Annotated in this window: 16 protein-coding genes; 8 read left to right on the top strand and 8 right to left on the bottom strand. The window is 60.4% G+C overall.

Annotated elements, in window-relative coordinates; translation table 11 throughout:
• Nucleotides 1-154: 154 nt before the first annotated feature.
• From F6X62_RS09635 to F6X62_RS09605, 7 genes are all read right to left on the bottom strand, one after another.
• Nucleotides 155-739: a hypothetical protein gene (locus F6X62_RS09635; RefSeq protein ID WP_153773359.1), complete on the bottom strand. Its 585-nt coding sequence runs from the start codon at nucleotides 737-739 to the stop codon at nucleotides 155-157.
• 374 nt (nucleotides 740-1,113) lie between these two features.
• Nucleotides 1,114-1,410, bottom strand: coding sequence for a hypothetical protein (locus tag F6X62_RS25395; RefSeq protein WP_256674020.1), 297 nt, complete (start codon nucleotides 1,408-1,410; stop codon nucleotides 1,114-1,116).
• Entirely contained in the window at nucleotides 1,407-3,236 is a 1,830-nt protein-coding gene (locus F6X62_RS09625) for a DNA cytosine methyltransferase (protein ID WP_153773358.1), read from the bottom strand. The genes F6X62_RS25395 and F6X62_RS09625 overlap by 4 nt, the downstream gene beginning before the upstream one ends.
• On the bottom strand, nucleotides 3,233-3,727 hold the full coding sequence (locus F6X62_RS09620) for a hypothetical protein (protein WP_153773357.1): 495 nt from the start codon (nucleotides 3,725-3,727) through the stop codon (nucleotides 3,233-3,235). The genes F6X62_RS09625 and F6X62_RS09620 overlap by 4 nt, the downstream gene beginning before the upstream one ends.
• Before the next feature lie 85 nt (nucleotides 3,728-3,812).
• Nucleotides 3,813-4,058: a pyocin activator PrtN family protein gene (locus F6X62_RS09615; protein ID WP_153773356.1), complete on the bottom strand. Its 246-nt coding sequence runs from the start codon at nucleotides 4,056-4,058 to the stop codon at nucleotides 3,813-3,815.
• On the bottom strand, nucleotides 4,055-4,564 hold the full coding sequence (locus F6X62_RS09610) for a hypothetical protein (protein WP_153773355.1): 510 nt from the start codon (nucleotides 4,562-4,564) through the stop codon (nucleotides 4,055-4,057). Before F6X62_RS09610 ends, F6X62_RS09615 begins: the two co-directional genes overlap by 4 nt.
• 298 nt (nucleotides 4,565-4,862) lie before the next feature.
• Nucleotides 4,863-5,567, bottom strand: a complete 705-nt coding sequence (locus tag F6X62_RS09605) for a S24 family peptidase (protein ID WP_112898800.1) — start codon at nucleotides 5,565-5,567, stop codon at nucleotides 4,863-4,865.
• Nucleotides 5,568-5,664: 97 nt separating this feature from the next.
• Between F6X62_RS09605 and F6X62_RS09600 the strand changes: the two genes are divergently transcribed.
• The 5 genes from F6X62_RS09600 (at nucleotide 5,665) to F6X62_RS09580 (ending at nucleotide 10,436) form a co-directional block, all read left to right on the top strand.
• Nucleotides 5,665-5,889, top strand: a complete 225-nt coding sequence (locus F6X62_RS09600; RefSeq protein WP_153773354.1) for a YdaS family helix-turn-helix protein — start codon at nucleotides 5,665-5,667, stop codon at nucleotides 5,887-5,889.
• Nucleotides 5,890-6,103: 214 nt separating this feature from the next.
• Nucleotides 6,104-6,592 (top strand): phage regulatory CII family protein, encoded by a 489-nt coding sequence (locus F6X62_RS09595; protein ID WP_112898798.1) that lies wholly within the window; start codon nucleotides 6,104-6,106, stop codon nucleotides 6,590-6,592.
• Nucleotides 6,585-6,788 (top strand): TraR/DksA C4-type zinc finger protein, encoded by a 204-nt coding sequence (locus tag F6X62_RS09590; RefSeq protein WP_153773353.1) that lies wholly within the window; start codon nucleotides 6,585-6,587, stop codon nucleotides 6,786-6,788. Before F6X62_RS09595 ends, F6X62_RS09590 begins: the two co-directional genes overlap by 8 nt.
• The gene (locus F6X62_RS09585; protein ID WP_153773352.1) at nucleotides 6,785-9,562 is read left to right on the top strand and encodes a DUF5906 domain-containing protein; all 2,778 of its coding nucleotides are present in this window, start codon (nucleotides 6,785-6,787) and stop codon (nucleotides 9,560-9,562) included. The genes F6X62_RS09590 and F6X62_RS09585 overlap by 4 nt, the downstream gene beginning before the upstream one ends.
• A gap of 325 nt (nucleotides 9,563-9,887) precedes the next feature.
• Complete coding sequence (locus F6X62_RS09580; protein WP_153773351.1) at nucleotides 9,888-10,436, top strand: hypothetical protein; 549 nt, start codon at nucleotides 9,888-9,890, stop codon at nucleotides 10,434-10,436.
• A 128-nt stretch (nucleotides 10,437-10,564) separates the two neighbouring features.
• Here the strand turns inward: F6X62_RS09580 and F6X62_RS09575 are convergent, their stop codons facing one another.
• A complete protein-coding gene (locus tag F6X62_RS09575) occupies nucleotides 10,565-10,885 on the bottom strand; it encodes a hypothetical protein (RefSeq protein ID WP_153773350.1) in 321 nt (106 codons plus the stop codon).
• Nucleotides 10,886-11,019: 134 nt separating this feature from the next.
• On the opposite strand from F6X62_RS09575, the gene F6X62_RS09570 reads away from it, so the two are divergent.
• From F6X62_RS09570 to F6X62_RS09560, 3 genes are all read left to right on the top strand, one after another.
• Nucleotides 11,020-11,367, top strand: coding sequence for a phage holin family protein (locus F6X62_RS09570; RefSeq protein ID WP_153773349.1), 348 nt, complete (start codon nucleotides 11,020-11,022; stop codon nucleotides 11,365-11,367).
• A gap of 160 nt (nucleotides 11,368-11,527) precedes the next feature.
• Nucleotides 11,528-12,109 carry a terminase small subunit gene (locus F6X62_RS09565; protein WP_153773348.1) on the top strand — a complete coding sequence of 194 codons (582 nt, stop codon included), beginning with the start codon at nucleotides 11,528-11,530 and terminating at the stop codon, nucleotides 12,107-12,109.
• A 4-nt stretch (nucleotides 12,110-12,113) separates the two neighbouring features.
• A complete protein-coding gene (locus F6X62_RS09560) occupies nucleotides 12,114-14,147 on the top strand; it encodes a phage terminase large subunit family protein (RefSeq protein ID WP_153773347.1) in 2,034 nt (677 codons plus the stop codon).

Raw genomic sequence — 14,147 nt, 5'->3', positions numbered from 1 at the left:
GCCATGTAGGATTCCCACTCGACGTTCTTTCGCTGCTGCCGGATCTTGCTGCAGCGGGAATGGTTGCGGGTCGAGCGCGCTTGTCCGCAGATGTCGCACATGACAGGCAAGTCAAGGCTATGGGTGGCCATGCGGAGCCTGGTGGCTGATTGGCTCATGCCAGAACCTCAAGGACAGCGCTGTGATGGAAGGTGCGGGGTTTATTGGTCTTCCGATTTTTTCCGTGGATGTAGCCAGGACGAGACCACCAGGCTGCGCAGTGAGCTGTCACTCCCACTTCAATCTTGTTCCCGCTGGCTTGGATCATTAGCCGGCTGCCTGTTGGGTAGATACGTCGCACTGCTGCCAGCAAGCCGACCTGTGCCATTAGCAATTCATTGTCTGCCGCCTTGGCTTCGCAAAGAGCCTTGGTGGTGGGTGTGCTGTCAGGGTGGATGTTGCTGTCGGGCGTGCCGCCCTCCGCCTTGTCGAGGTCGCGGTCAACCGCAGCACCGGCGCAGGGCAGACCGGAGAGTATGATGACGCTCTCGGGCTTGCTGCCCTCGGTGTTCATCGGGCGGTGGCGCTGGTACTCGCGCTCCTCGCCGTCCACCGTGCCTGCTTTATAGCCAGCCAAGAACACCAGGTAGTCGTTGTGCGTGCGCATGTCGGCGAAGCCGGTCTTGTTCTTCTTCAGTTCGCGCTCGCCCAGGCCAAGCGGATTGGGGCCGACGAACCGATCTCTTGGATCGGTGTTCATGATTTGCGCCCTCGAATGATGATGAACCCAGCGGCTTGACGGGGCTTGGGGCATTGGTCGTGATTGCCCTTCACGCGAGCCTTACCGCAGATGTCGCAGATGAACGATATCGCGGGGCGAAGCATGGGCTGCATACCCTTACGCATCCGGGTAGTAGGGGGGTAGGACGATGTGTCGATCACAGCGAATACCTCTCATGGACTCGCCGAGCGTTTGGGCTCAGCGCGAGATGATCAAAGTTCGCAGCGCTGCTAACCCTCGATACCGCGCCTATCGCAGGGCGGTAGGCGGTGCTGCTGCGATACAGTTCGGCAATGGTGGCGATCAGTGCTCCAGCGAGCGCAAGGCTGATCAGCTGCCAGGCGCGTTTCGGGTTAGGCATGTTCACGGCCCTCGTTGAGCTGGCTGATAACCTGCCTGCTAGCTAGTTCGAACAGTTCGTTGGCGGATACTGGCGTGACGGACTGCTCGCAGTTGTGCACGGCTTCAAACCGAGTGCGGTACAGCCCGGCCTGGCCGAGCCAAGCGACGGCATTGTGTTCGGCGTTGGACACTGGGCAGCCTTGGGCTTCAGGGACAGTACCTTCCTGGGTGCGCCTGCACTTCCTGCAGTGATACATGCTGCCGTCGTCGGCCTCGCTCATGTACCAATCATGGCGGTGCGTGCTCATGCGGCCTCCTGCTGGTACAGGTCGATCAGGTCTTTCGCGTTGGCAGCGATCAAGTCTTCTGCTTCGTCAGGGCAGACGCTGTTGCCGATCAGGCGGATCTGGTCGGTGTTCTTGATCGGGCGCCACTCCAGCAGGCCGGTTTCTTTGTTTTCGAACAGGCCGCGATCAAGGATGTAGTCAGGGCTGAAGCCTTGGGCGAGCTTCAGTTCTGGGGCCTTGAGCATGCGCAGGGTGAAGTCGACCAGTGAATAATCGCCGAGTAGCACTAGGTCGACCAGATCGGGGAAGTGTTCCGGCAGGTACTTGTGCAGAAAGTGAGCGCACTTGCGGGCCTTCGCCAGCAGCTCTGGCGGCAGAAGCGCAGTGGGCACCTGAACAACGGTGACCAGCGCCATGCGTTCCTTGGTCGGCAGGGTGTGCATCGGTTCGCCCATGTCTTGCCACTGGCCGCCGGTGCCGTAGTACTTCACCAGGTACGCACTCGCCAGGCGCTGGTTGGTGCCGCGCCCGAGAATCGTGCTCAGTGGCACCTTCGCTGCTCGTCCGTCGCCCTTGTAGAAACCGCCGTTGGCTTGCTCGAAGTGGCATGCGGCGAACGCGTGGTGGGCGCTGCCGGTAGTCAGGGCGTTTACAGGGTGGTCCATGCCGCTACCAGTGGAGCCTTTGCGCAGGGTGATCATCGACGCGGTGACCAGTGCTTGCTCGCCTCTGTTCGCCCCGGTGATCGTCCGGATGGACCCGGAAACGGGGTATCCCGAACGGTCCCCATGATGTGTGAGGTGGGTCAGATGGGCTTCGGACAGGGCGAAATGGCCATCCTTGATCTGGGCCACCTGAGTGCGAAGCGGCTCGTCTGCGCTGAAGGTGCGCTGCGTGCTCGCGTTGGCAAACTCGGTGAGGCTTGCGGCGGCCAGCTGTTGCTCGTCCAGCTGGAGCACGAAAGGCTGCTCGGCCATGACGGTGTGGCGCCAGAAACCCTTCGCCACGCGCCGGCAGGTGTTGTCCACCAGTGGGCGTTTGCGTGCGAACAGGCTCTTGCCCAGGTCGGAAAAATCGATGCACTCGGCGGCGGTGCGCCAAGGCAGTTGGCCCGGTTTCGGGTTCTCGTGTCGCTTCGGTTTCGTCCAGACGATCGGGCGGCCATCCGTGCGGCCGATTAGGAACAGGCGCTTGCGGATAGTTGGGGAGCCGGCGTTCGAAGCGCGGCGCTCACGCCACTCTACGTTGCAGCCCAGGCCCCGCACTAGTGCGTCCATCGGTACCCACTGGCCGATGCAATCCATGATCTCGCCCATGTCCGGATGATCGGCAGCCAGGCCAGTGGTGAGGCAGGCGACGAATGCCTTGAAGGTGCGACCCGTTTCCGACTTGATCGGCCTGCCTGCGTCGTCCAGCGGCCCCCAGGCTTGGAACTCTTCAACGTTTTCCATCAACAGCAGGCGTGGGCGGGTGGCAAAGACCCAGCGAACCACGACCCATGGCAGCGAGCGCACAGCCTTGCTTCTTGGAGCGCCGCCCTTGGCCCTGGAGAAGTGGCGGCAGTCAGGGGACGCCCACAAAATCCCCACGGGCTGGCCGCCGGTGGCCTGCAGTGGGTCGACTTCGTAGATGTCGCTGATGTAGTGGCGGGTGTTGCGGTGGTTCGCGCGGTGTACCGCGATTGCGATAGGGTTGTGGTTGATGGCGATGTCAGGGTCGCGGTATACGCGGGCGCCGCCGCTGCTTGCCCCACCGGCACCGGCAAACAGGTCAACGTACAGTTCGCGTTGGAAGGGCAGGGCTTGCTGTTGCGCACCCTGGATATCGATCTGCAGGGCGGCTGTCATGCTGCGGCTCCTGCAGTTGTGGCGCTCGGAGTGCTGCGCAGTTGTACGTGGATCCGCTTGGCCAGCTCGTCAATAAATTCTGCCTGGGCGCGTGCTCTGGCTGCCTCCGCTTCGGTTTTCAGGGCTTTGAATGTGCGTTGGGCCAGGCGCATCGTCGACGAGGCGCTGACCAGCCACTCGTAGTCTGCCTTGGTCACTGGCAAGCCGGTGTACGACATGATGCGGGCTTCCAGCTCGGCGATACTGGATTTGAGATTGGCAACAGCCAGGTGGTGCTTACGCTGGCCAGCCTCGGACTGGATCCGGGCCTCGTCCAGATCATCCAGCAGGCCTTTGATCTGCAGCTTTAAGTCCGCCCTTTGTTGCTGCCTGCCTGTGTCCAGGCCACGGGTGAAGGCACGGTGGCGCATTCTTGGGATGATGATGGTCAGGGCGATGAGGCTGAAAAGCCACACGATGGCCATGGCTAGTACTTGCTGATGCGGTTGCATGTGCTGTGCTCCGAGATGGCCCGCCACCGGGCAAGGTGAGAGTCGGTGGCGGGCTGGGTGCCCCTGCTGGCCGGGGCCGCCTGGTTCAAGCGGATCGGGGAGAGCGTTCTGCCTGCCGGTCGAGGTATTCAGCCAAGTTTTGCAGGTACACCACGTATGAGGCTTTCTTAGAGCAGTCGAGCTTGCTCACGCGAAGATCAATCCGCCCCTTACTAATTAGTTCTTTGAACCGCCGATCCGAGCCAATGTGAGAGAAATAGCGCTCCCTCACAGCGGACAACGTCGGGCAGGGCGTGGAAAACTCGCTGCGCAGTTGTTCCAGGGTGCTCATGCGCACTTCCCAAGGTCGTCGGGGCCGGGCTGGAGCTTTGCGCGCACTGCCGCAGCGAGTTGCTCTTTGCTGGCACCGGTTACAGCGACACAGACATCGCCCTGGTCGTTGGTCACGACGGCGCCGAGAGGGAGTTGGCGGTTGACGGTGGCGATGACGTACGCGGTTTGACCGGGCTGCAGCACCTCTTCAACGCTGACCTGCGCCTCCATGAGTGCCAGCGCTTCTTCCGACTGGGCGCCGGAGTCAGCTCGGCCATTGGCCAGGTCCTGCACAAAGTCCCTCAAGGATTGGCACTTGGTGGAGAGGGCGCGTGGAAGGCTCAGGCTGCTGCAGAGCGGCCCAACGGTCACCTTGATGCAGTGGTGCGTGTTGTCGTTTTCGATCTCGATCTGTGCATCGACCGTGGCTTCGGGTCGCTGCAGCTTGCAGATCGCTGTGCCACCGTTATCCAGGGTGCGTTGCAGCAGCATGATGTGACGGAGGGAGATCTGGAACTCGCTCATGCTGCACCCCCGTTGGCAGGTACGGCGTGGGCTTTGCCATTCAGAGTGACGACCAGTTGCATGCCGGTGCTGCGCTGGAACGCTTGGATTTTCGCAAGGCTGCTGCAAGCGGTTGGATGGATGAGGACCGCTACCGATCCGTTGTGCTGTGCTGATTTCATTCTTCCGTGTCCTTGATGTGAGAGTGGGCACGGGGATGAAATTAGCAAAGGCTAATTAATTGATCAATAGCAAATGCTAAATTAGCAAGGCGTCGTTGCTCCCCAGCAGATCGCCGGTAGGAGACAACGCGGGGGCGTCAGAGCTTCTTGGCGTTCCAGGCCAGCAGGACGCGGGCTTGGATATGCATGCGCTCGATCATCGATTCGTCGATGGTAATCGGGGGGTAGATGGGATTGTCGGAGATCATTCGCAGCTGCCCTCCCATCAAGCGCTGCAGGCGTTTGATGTAGAGGTCTCCGTCGAGGGTGAACACATAAATGGCGTCGGTTTTCACCTCGGTGATCCCACGATCAACGAGCAGGGCGTCGCCGTCAGCGAATGTGCCAGACATGCTGTCGCCGTCGCCTGTGATGATGGCTAGGTTATCGACTTTCGAGAAGGTAAGGCCTTGCATTCTCAGCCAGTCGAGGTGAACCGTCATGTCGCGGATGACTTCAATGTGCATTTCAGGGGCTGCCTTGCCATGCCCCATCGACGCCGCGATATCGAGATGCGGTATCAGTACGAAGTTCTTGTCCTTTGCCGCCCTAGTGGGCAGACGAACCACGTTGGTTGGGGCTGCGGTTGAGGGCTCCTCCGTTGGAGGAGATGTCAGCGTCCCTGCTGCAAGCCCAATCTTGAGCTCGAGATTTCGCGCAGCCTTTTCCCCCAGCTTGCGGTGGCCGTTTAGCAGTTGTGACAGATACGACGCATCCAGGTCGTGAGCCTCGGCGAATTCCTTCTGGCTCAAGGTACCCATGATCGTGCGGAGGGAGGCGATACGCCTTTCGTTGATATCCATGCGGCGATGATTGCTTTCCGTTAGCAAACAGTAAATTACGAGTTGCTATTGCCTTGCTAATTAGCAATTGCTAATCTGGCTGCCAATGGAGGTGTCTATGACGCTTAGCGAATACTTGAAGACGATGGACAAGGAGGGGCTCGATGTCCTCGCACGCCGCTGCGGAACATCGGTTGGCCAGCTGAAACAGGTGGCCTACGGGAACCGTCGCGCCAGTGCGGGTTTGGCTGTCTGTTTGGATCGTGAAACAGGAGGGGAGATCGTCTGTGAATCGCTTCGACCGGACATTGACTGGGGATACTTACGGCAAGGCAAACAGTAAGAACGCTGAGCCAGGACTCTCACCTCCCGGCCCAGCTATGAAGGCGTAAACGCCAACACTCTCGTCACCCGGTGCTCTCTCTCACAAGTTCAGCCGGATGACTGTTACCGCATGCAATGCCCGCACAGCACGTGAGGCAACGCACACAGGTCGTAGTTGTAGGATAGGTCCTACCTAACCCTATGGCTACACCGTAAACCGAGGATTTACGGTTATGAGTCGCATTGATCTACTGCCGGACGCTGGTCCGGTTCTCGCTTTGCGGCAGGCGCTCTACCGCGCCGGTCGCGACTATCACGGTGGTATCACCAAGCTGGCCTTCGATATGGTCATGGACGTCGATACCCTGCAGAAGAAACTCCACCCAACTGAAGAGCGGCGCTGGCCCAGCCCGGACGAGATCGAGGAGATCGTCCGCTGGACAAAAGATACGCGGCTGCTTGATGCCCTCGTCCGTCCGGCCGGTGTCGTCTGGTATCGCCCGGAACCCGTGCCGGCGACCAATGAAGCACTGCAGGCCGTTGCCAAGCTGCTGGAAGAGTCCAGTGAATTCGTCGGTAGCCTGCACGATGGTGCCGCCGACAACGTCTGGACAGAGACCGAGGTGCTGGACCTCGAGTATCGCGGGATGGATGTAATCCGCCAGGTACTGGCGATCATGGCGGGTGCCCGCCAAGCCATGGAGGACGAAGCTCATGGCTGATGCCGTCGATTTTGCGAATGACCATGCGGAGTACTTCCTGCAGTTGTCGTTGCAGCGTCTTGCGCGACTTCCTGAAAAGCCAAGCGCCCAGTATTGCGAGGACTGCGACGAGGCGATTCCACTGGCCCGTCAGCAGTCGGTCGCGGGTTGTAAGACCTGTATCGATTGCCAAGGTCTTCGGGAGCGCCGGAGATGAGCGAGCGCCCAACTCGCGCTACAGCTGATTGGGCGCGGCGTTACATTGAAACCTTCGATCTCGCCCTGGTTCCCATTGAGCCAGGCGAGAAGGGGCCGAAGGGAGCCGGTTGGAACAAGCCCGGCGGCTATTTCACTGAGGCCTCGAAAGCTGAAGCATTCTGGGTTGCGAACCCGAGCCACAACCTCGGTGTTGTGCTCGGGCCGAGTGGTGTCTGCTCGCTTGACGTTGACGATGTTGAGCTGACAAGGCTGGTCCTGCGGCAAACGCTGGGGCTCGACGTAGACGCTTTGGCAGACGCGTTCCCGACCTCTGTAGGCAATCCTGAGAGATTTCGTGTGATGTTCCGCGTCCCTGAGGGCGTGGAGCTGAGCCGTCACGCGTTGGTGTGGCCGAACAAGAACGACCCCGACGGTACCATCTACAAAGGCCTCATGGCGCAAGTGAAAGCTGCCATGGAAGAGGGCGACTCCACCCGCGAGGCGGCTTTCCGTATGGCGGCTGACCCCTTCAAGAAAGTGACTGTCTTTGAGCTGCGCGGCGGCCTGGTGCAGGACGTCTTGCCGCCATCTATTCATCCCGGCACTCGAAAGCCATACACATGGCGAACCCCTCCGGCTGCAGAAGGCTTGCCCGAGTTGCCGGCCGAACTCTTGGCCACCTGGCAGAGCTGGGATGCGTTTAAACCGAAAGGCGAGGCCGTTTGTCCATGGTGGCCGAAGGCGGCAACGCTTGTCCCGGCCGCTCGTCCAGCCGCGAAGCCTTCACCAGTTGCGGCGCGAACCGGTGAGCGTCTACCCGAAGTTATTCCAGAGTTCAACCGCATCCACGACATTGCCACGATGATCGAGGCCCACGGTTACAAGCGCATCGATGGAAAATGGTTAAGCCCGCACAGCAGCTCAGGGGCGCCTGGCGTAACGATCACTGATGGCAAGCTCTATTCGCATCACACCTCGGATCCGCTGGCGAACGGACATAAGAACGACGCGTTCGATGTGTTCTGCATCCTGATGCACAATGGCGACCAGAAGGCCGCGACCAAGGCAGCGGCGCAGATCCTCGGCATCGATGCGAAGTCCCGTCCACCCGCGCCGCCACCAATGGGCGAGCTTCCCCTTGCCCCCTCGGTGGTCGAGCAGGCCGAGCTGCCTCCGCTCGAGGCCAGCGATACCGAGCACCCCCACGCCCCATCGGATGATGAAGCGCCCAGCCCGGCCGGCTCCTCGGCCAAAGGGGGGGCAGGGGGTGACGCCCTGGATATAGATGATGCAATGCGCCGATTCGCCCTGGTCGAAGGCACCACCAGCGTGTGGGATTTGGACAAGGGGCGGGCGATGAAGCGGGCAGGCTTCGAAGCGCTGGTTGGCAAGCCGCTGGCCAAGGAGTGGATAGAGCGTACCGACAAAAAGCTCATTGCTTCCGAGCAGGTGACTGAGTTTGAACAGGCCCGAAAGATGTCCAGTAAGAAGGGGGGGGCGCTGAAACTGGAACCGCTCGACCGGTACATCTACATCGATGGTACGAAAGAGGCCTGGGATCGCGAGAAGAAGCGGCGCCTGCCTGAGGGCAGCGTGAAGATGGCCCTGGGTGACGCTTATCAACTCTGGCTGAACAGCCCGGGTCGGCGAGTGGTAGACGTTGACCATATCGTGTTCGACCCGACGATGACCAAGGACCCGGCGATCTACATCAACACGTTCGAGGGCCTTCCGCTTACACCGGTTCGCAACGATGCCGCCTGCGAGAACCTGCGGTGGCTGATCGCTTTCCTTTGCAACAATGACGCTGAGGCGCTGGACTGGCTGATCAAGTGGCTGGCCTACCCGCTGCAGCACATGGGGGCGAAGATGGACACTGCGATCCTGTTCCACTCAACCATGGAAGGTTCGGGCAAGAGCCTGCTGTTCGCCGACATCATGGGCGAGTTGTACGGTCGGTACAGCGCAACGGTTGGCCAGGCGCAGTTGGAAGGTAACTTTAACGCGTGGCAAAGCGGCAAGCTGTGGGCTGTGTTCGAAGAGGTTGTGAGCCGCGACCAGCGCTACAACCAGGTCGGCAAGATCAAGCACATGATCACTGGCAAGACGGTGCGCATGGAGTCGAAGTTCATCAACGGCTGGGAAGAGTCCAACCATATGAACTCGGCATTTCTAAGCAACGAGATCATGCCGTGGCCGATCAGCGAAGACGACCGCCGGATGCTAGTGATGTGGCCGCTGGAGACGCTACCTCCTGAGCGACAGAAGGCGATTGCCGAAGAGCTGGCGAACGGTGCGGTTGCTGCCTTGTACGGGTGGCTCTTGGATGTCGACCTCGAGGGCTTCAACCAGCGCACGCGTCCGCCGAAGACTGAGGCCCGTCAACGCTTGGTTGAGTTGAGTCGCACAGCCTGGCAGACGTTCTTCCACCTCTGGCGTAACGGCGAGCTTGGGTACGGCCTTTGGGGCTGCTGCCTGACCTCGGATGTATACGCCATGTTCATTGAGTGGTGCGCCCACAACAAAGAGCACGCCATGAGCCAGACCAAGTTCTCGTTGATGCTCAGCGCGAAGGTGGAGAAGACGAGGGCAATTCCTTGGTCGGATTGCTCCACGGGGAAGGACGTCCGGCGCTTTGCGGCGTTCTTCATGCCCATTGATGGTGATCCTTCCCTGCCCCCATCCATGAATGCGGCCGTGCTGGGCAAGAACGTTCGCGAGTGGCGCGAGCGAGCAAAGGTCGCGGGCTGGATGGTGGAAGCCTGGGACCACATCAAGAGGGTTGCAGCATGACTACGCCGGTAGGTGTGTTGGGTGTGTTGGGTTGGTGTTGGGTTGGTTTATGCAAGCCAACACAGATTAAAACCCCGGAATTCGTGGCTTGGCGGCAGTCTGTGTTGGGTGTGTTGGGTTCACGCACGCGCATGCGCATGCGATCTACTCCAACTGATGGAATCGAAGGGCGGATAAATCTCTATGCGAACTCTGAAAAACCCAACACACCCAACACACTAAACACAGATCCTTCCAATCCATTGAATTTATTGAGTTTGGTGTGTGTTGGGTTTGTGTTGGGTTGGCTAAATGTGTGTTGGGTGGTGATTTCGGAGGAATGGCGATGACGATGGAAATGGAAAGACGCCTTCAACGCCAGATGCAGGCGGCCCAGCATCTGAAGGACATGGCGGATTTGATCGACCAAGCCGAGCGCCTGCACCTCGTAGGCGGACTCATGCAGCACTGGGGCGAGCAGCGTCGGCAGTTAGGATTGGAAGCCAGCCTGGGCAGCCAGATGGGTACGATCATGGAATGGAAGGGGGCGGCACCGCGCACCGGTTCTTCTGGTGCCCGAATCTTGATTGCAGGCGCTGGCCTGGATCACGCCGCTGCAGAGGTCGATGCGGCTGTTGCTGAGTTGAACCGCCGAAATGAACGCGGGGCGACGCTGGCCAAGCTGGCCGAGCTGCGCTATCTACACCAGGCCACGATCAGGGAGCAGATGCGCGAGGTCGGGCTGGCCGAGGGAGCCGACCGTACCTACCGGAACTGGATTAAGGCGCTGCACCTACAGGTGTTGGGTATCCTATCCGCCCGCGCCGGGCGTGTTCGCCAACAGACCGTCCGTCGGGTCGCTATGCGACTTGTGTGCAACATTGATGCTACATAGCCGCCACATGGCGACGAACCGAAAACTGCCCCTTTTCGGTTTTTCCGGTGGCAGGTAAAAAGGCATCACGATCACGAACCTGCGCCTTGGCATGCCCTTACAAGCACGGAGCAGATTCTTCGATAGTTTCATCGCTCCCTTCGGCGGGGTATCTCTTCACGCTTCGCCCGGTTCATCAGCTCCGCTCGGAGATATTTTTTGAAGAACCAACCAGCCACTAAAAAGACAACCAACCCCACAGCAGCGATGTTTATGGCGGCGTAGCGCAACCAGAAATCAAGTTGGTTGTTCGTGAGCAGGGTGTAAATGCTGTGAATTTGGCTTGCGAAGAAAACCGCAAGAGCACACCACATACCGAAGACTTTCAGATCTACAAGCCTCTCACCGCTCACAGAAAAGTAGCCAATCACGAGAGGGAGAATTAACTGAACCGCTTCGAGTTTTGTCATTGCAATACCGTGGTTTGAGTGGCTGTTCCTCGAAGCCTAAGGCGCACCGCGTTTTGCAACAACTCAATTTTCAGCACTCGAATTGAACTCTGGTCAACTAATTATCGAAATTACTAAATGGTGTTGGAGGAGCAATGACGAACGAGCAACAGGCGTTAGCTGAGATGCCGATATGGCTGGTTATCGTCCTCTCTCTGGTCGGTGGGGTTTCTGGTGAGATGTGGCGAGCAGACAAGGCAGGAGCTCGCGGTTGGGGGTTGGTTCGCCGGCTCGCACTGCGTTCAGGAGCCTGCGTTACCTGCGGGCTCTCGGCCAACATGCTGCTGTACGCTCTCGGCGCATCGGTGTGGATGGCTGCAGCGGTTGGGTGCCTCACGGCAATGGCAGGCGCCGATGTAGCGATCAGTCTCTACGAGCGCTGGGCCGCCAAGCGGCTGGGCATCGAGCAGGTGTCGCCCCAAGCCGGCGAGCCGGGGCAGTGACCCGACCGGCAGCCCCGGCAGGGCCGGGGACCCTGGCGATATGGCCGGGGTACGGGGCAGGAAACCCGCGGTTCTGCGCTAGCGGCAGGTTCACCAGCTTAGTGAACTGCGGTGAACTGGTTAACCCCTTGAGTTTACTGGGTAAACTGGAGATTTCGACATGACCTACCTGACCAAATCGGAGTTCGCTGCCCGACGCGGGTGGTCGAAATCCTACGTTTCCAAACTTGCTTCTCAAGACCGCCTGGTGCTGTCCGAAGATGGCAAGGTGGATCTTGAGGCCACCGAGGCGCTGCTTGCTGAATCTGCCGATCCCAGCAAGGCCGCCGTCGCGGCCCGGCATTCAGAAAACCGCGTCGAGCGGGATGTTCGCAGCCAGCTCCAACCGACCGGCGACACACCTGCGGTGCTGCCAGCGGTGCAGGCGCCCGCAAAAGGGCGTGACTTTCAGGCTGCGCGGGCACACCGGGAGTACTACCTGGCCCAGCTCGCCGAGGCTGAGTTCAACAAGGTGCAAGGCACCCTGGTAGAGCGCAAGCCAGTGGAGGATGCCGCGTTTGCTGCCGGTCGCGGCCTGCGCGACCAGATGTTCGGGCTCGCGCCCCAGCTGGCCGCCGAGCTTGCTGGAATGACCGATCCTTGGGACATCGAGAAGCATCTCACCGACACCTTCCGGCGAGTCTTCACCGATGCCGCGAAGATGAACCATGCCGACCTCGAAAGAGCCATGACACTGAGCTGAGCCTATGCCTACCGGATACGCAGACGGTGCCCAGGCGTACCGCGAAGCGTATTGCAGAGGGCTGATGCCCGACCCGGAACTATGGGTCGATGAGTGGGCGGACGAGTACATGCGGATCCCGCGTGATACTGGCGCCGCCGAGCCCGGCAAGTACCGCACCGACCGTACGCCATATGCCCGTGAACCCATGCGCTGCCTGTCGCCCGCTCACCCCTGCAAGCGGGTGATCACCGAAGTGGCTTCGCAGCTGATGAAAACGCAGATCGCCCTGAACTGGATCGGGGCGCTGATTCACATGTCGCCGTCCAACATCCTTACGCTGCTGCCCAGCCTGGCCCTGGCCAAGCGGGTGTCTTCCCGGATCGGCAAGACCATCGCTGTCACGCCTGAGCTGAAAGCGCGAGTAGCGGCGAATCGCTCGCGTGACGCCCGCAACACGATGGACACCAAGGAATTCGAGGGCGGCACGCTCTACGCGACCACTGCGGGCTCGGCCTCCAACCTCTCGGAGCTGGCCGCGCGCTTCATCTACGGCGATGAGGTCGACCGCTGGGACGTGGACGTCGATGAAGAGGGGGATCCCATCGAACTGGCGGAAACCCGAGGCAGTACGTTCGGGCGCAACGCCAAGTTCTATTTCTCCAGCTCGCCCACGATCAAGGGCGCCTCGCGGATTGATGACTTGTTCCAGCAGAGTGATCAGCGGCACTACTACGTGCCGTGTCCGACCTGCGGGCACATGCAGGTGTTGCAGTGGGAGCGCCTGCTGTACTCGGCGGACTTCACGACCGTGCATTACCAGTGCGCCGGGCCTGAGTGCGACGTGCTGATAGAGGAGCACCACAAGGGCGACATGCTCGCCAGGGGCGAGTGGCGCGCCCATGCCAAGGGCGATGGCGAGACGGTTGGTTTCCACCTCAGCGCGCTGTATTCGCCGCTTGGTTGGGTGTCTTGGGCTGACCTGGCCAAGCAGTACGAGAAGGCCAAAAAAGCGCAGGATCGTGGGGACCTTGAACCGATGCAGGTGTTTTACAACACCCGTCTTGCCAAGGTGTGGGACAGCGCGGTCGAGCAGACGAAACATGAGGTGCTGCAAGCCCGTGCGCTGCAAGAGGACTTCGTGCTGGGTACCCTCGCCGTGGGCGTGCTGGTGCTGACTGCTTCTGTCGACGTGCAGGCCAACCGCCTGGAGCTGATGGTTATCGGCTGGGGTGTTGGCATGGAGCGCTGGGTTGTCGATCACCAGGTGATCCCTGGCGATCCAGCCGATGAGCGTACCTGGGCGGTGCTTGATGAGCGCCTCAAGGTTCGCTATCTGCACCCATGCGGCGTCAGCCTGGCGATCCTGGCCACGGGCATCGACTCGGGCGGTCACCATACGCATGAGGTCTATCAGTTCACCCGCGTTCGGCGCTGGCGAAACATCTTCGCACTGAAGGGGGCGAGCAAGCCTGGGCGACCTGTGATCGCGCAGCGGCCATCTCCAGTGGATGTCACTTGGAAGGGCCAGACCGAACGCCATGGCGCCGAGTTGTGGATGGTCGGTACTGACACGGCCAAGGACTGGATCTACAACCGCTACAGCTTCGAGGCGGGTCCCGGCTCGCTGCACTTCGCCAAGGACCTGCCCGAAGAGTTCTTCATGCAATGTGTGGCCGAACGCAAGGTCGCGCGCTATGTGAAGGGCTACAAGCGGATCGAGTGGGTCAAGGGCAAGGCCGACCGCAACGAAGCGCTCGACCTGATGGTTTACAACCTGGCGATGGCCTATTTCCTTGGGCTGCACCGCTACGGTGAGCAGGACTGGGACAAGCTGCGGCAGAAGCTCGCGCAAACCAGTCTGTTCGACCAGGGCGAGCCGCAGCCAGCCCGGCCTCATATAGGTGAGCCTGATGGCGATCATGATGACGAAAGCTCTTCAGCTGCTAAACAGGATCCAGTCAGCAGGCCAACGACGCAGGCACTACCGGCGCCCGTCGCACCACCTCCAATCGTACAACGCCGCAGCTCCACCAGCGGCTACCTCAAGAGACGCTGA

This window comes from Pseudomonas sp. MNR3A, assembly GCF_009650575.1.
Taxonomy (GTDB): Bacteria; Pseudomonadota; Gammaproteobacteria; order Pseudomonadales; family Pseudomonadaceae; genus Aquipseudomonas; species Aquipseudomonas machongensis.
Note: the sequence above shows the minus strand (reverse complement) of the source record. Positions and strands in the feature narration are given on the sequence as shown.

What these genes read in the sequence shown, in the direction of transcription:
- F6X62_RS09590 (WP_153773353.1), top strand. Translation starts at nt 6,585, where the DNA reads ATGGCTGATGCCGTCGATTTTGCGAATGACCATGCGGAGTACTTCCTG.
- F6X62_RS09600 (WP_153773354.1), top strand. Translation starts at nt 5,665, where the DNA reads ATGACGCTTAGCGAATACTTGAAGACGATGGACAAGGAGGGGCTCGAT.
- F6X62_RS09580 (WP_153773351.1), top strand. Translation starts at nt 9,888, where the DNA reads ATGACGATGGAAATGGAAAGACGCCTTCAACGCCAGATGCAGGCGGCC.
- F6X62_RS09625 (WP_153773358.1), bottom strand. Translation starts at nt 3,236, where the DNA reads ATGACAGCCGCCCTGCAGATCGATATCCAGGGTGCGCAACAGCAAGCC.
- F6X62_RS09605 (WP_112898800.1), bottom strand. Translation starts at nt 5,567, where the DNA reads ATGGATATCAACGAAAGGCGTATCGCCTCCCTCCGCACGATCATGGGT.
- F6X62_RS09585 (WP_153773352.1), top strand. Translation starts at nt 6,785, where the DNA reads ATGAGCGAGCGCCCAACTCGCGCTACAGCTGATTGGGCGCGGCGTTAC.
- F6X62_RS09635 (WP_153773359.1), bottom strand. Translation starts at nt 739, where the DNA reads ATGAACACCGATCCAAGAGATCGGTTCGTCGGCCCCAATCCGCTTGGC.
- F6X62_RS09610 (WP_153773355.1), bottom strand. Translation starts at nt 4,564, where the DNA reads ATGAGCGAGTTCCAGATCTCCCTCCGTCACATCATGCTGCTGCAACGC.
- F6X62_RS09615 (WP_153773356.1), bottom strand. Translation starts at nt 4,058, where the DNA reads ATGAGCACCCTGGAACAACTGCGCAGCGAGTTTTCCACGCCCTGCCCG.
- F6X62_RS09565 (WP_153773348.1), top strand. Translation starts at nt 11,528, where the DNA reads ATGACCTACCTGACCAAATCGGAGTTCGCTGCCCGACGCGGGTGGTCG.
- F6X62_RS09570 (WP_153773349.1), top strand. Translation starts at nt 11,020, where the DNA reads ATGACGAACGAGCAACAGGCGTTAGCTGAGATGCCGATATGGCTGGTT.
- F6X62_RS09595 (WP_112898798.1), top strand. Translation starts at nt 6,104, where the DNA reads ATGAGTCGCATTGATCTACTGCCGGACGCTGGTCCGGTTCTCGCTTTG.
- F6X62_RS09575 (WP_153773350.1), bottom strand. Translation starts at nt 10,885, where the DNA reads ATGACAAAACTCGAAGCGGTTCAGTTAATTCTCCCTCTCGTGATTGGC.
- F6X62_RS09620 (WP_153773357.1), bottom strand. Translation starts at nt 3,727, where the DNA reads ATGCAACCGCATCAGCAAGTACTAGCCATGGCCATCGTGTGGCTTTTC.
- F6X62_RS09560 (WP_153773347.1), top strand. Translation starts at nt 12,114, where the DNA reads ATGCCTACCGGATACGCAGACGGTGCCCAGGCGTACCGCGAAGCGTAT.
- F6X62_RS25395 (WP_256674020.1), bottom strand. Translation starts at nt 1,410, where the DNA reads ATGAGCACGCACCGCCATGATTGGTACATGAGCGAGGCCGACGACGGC.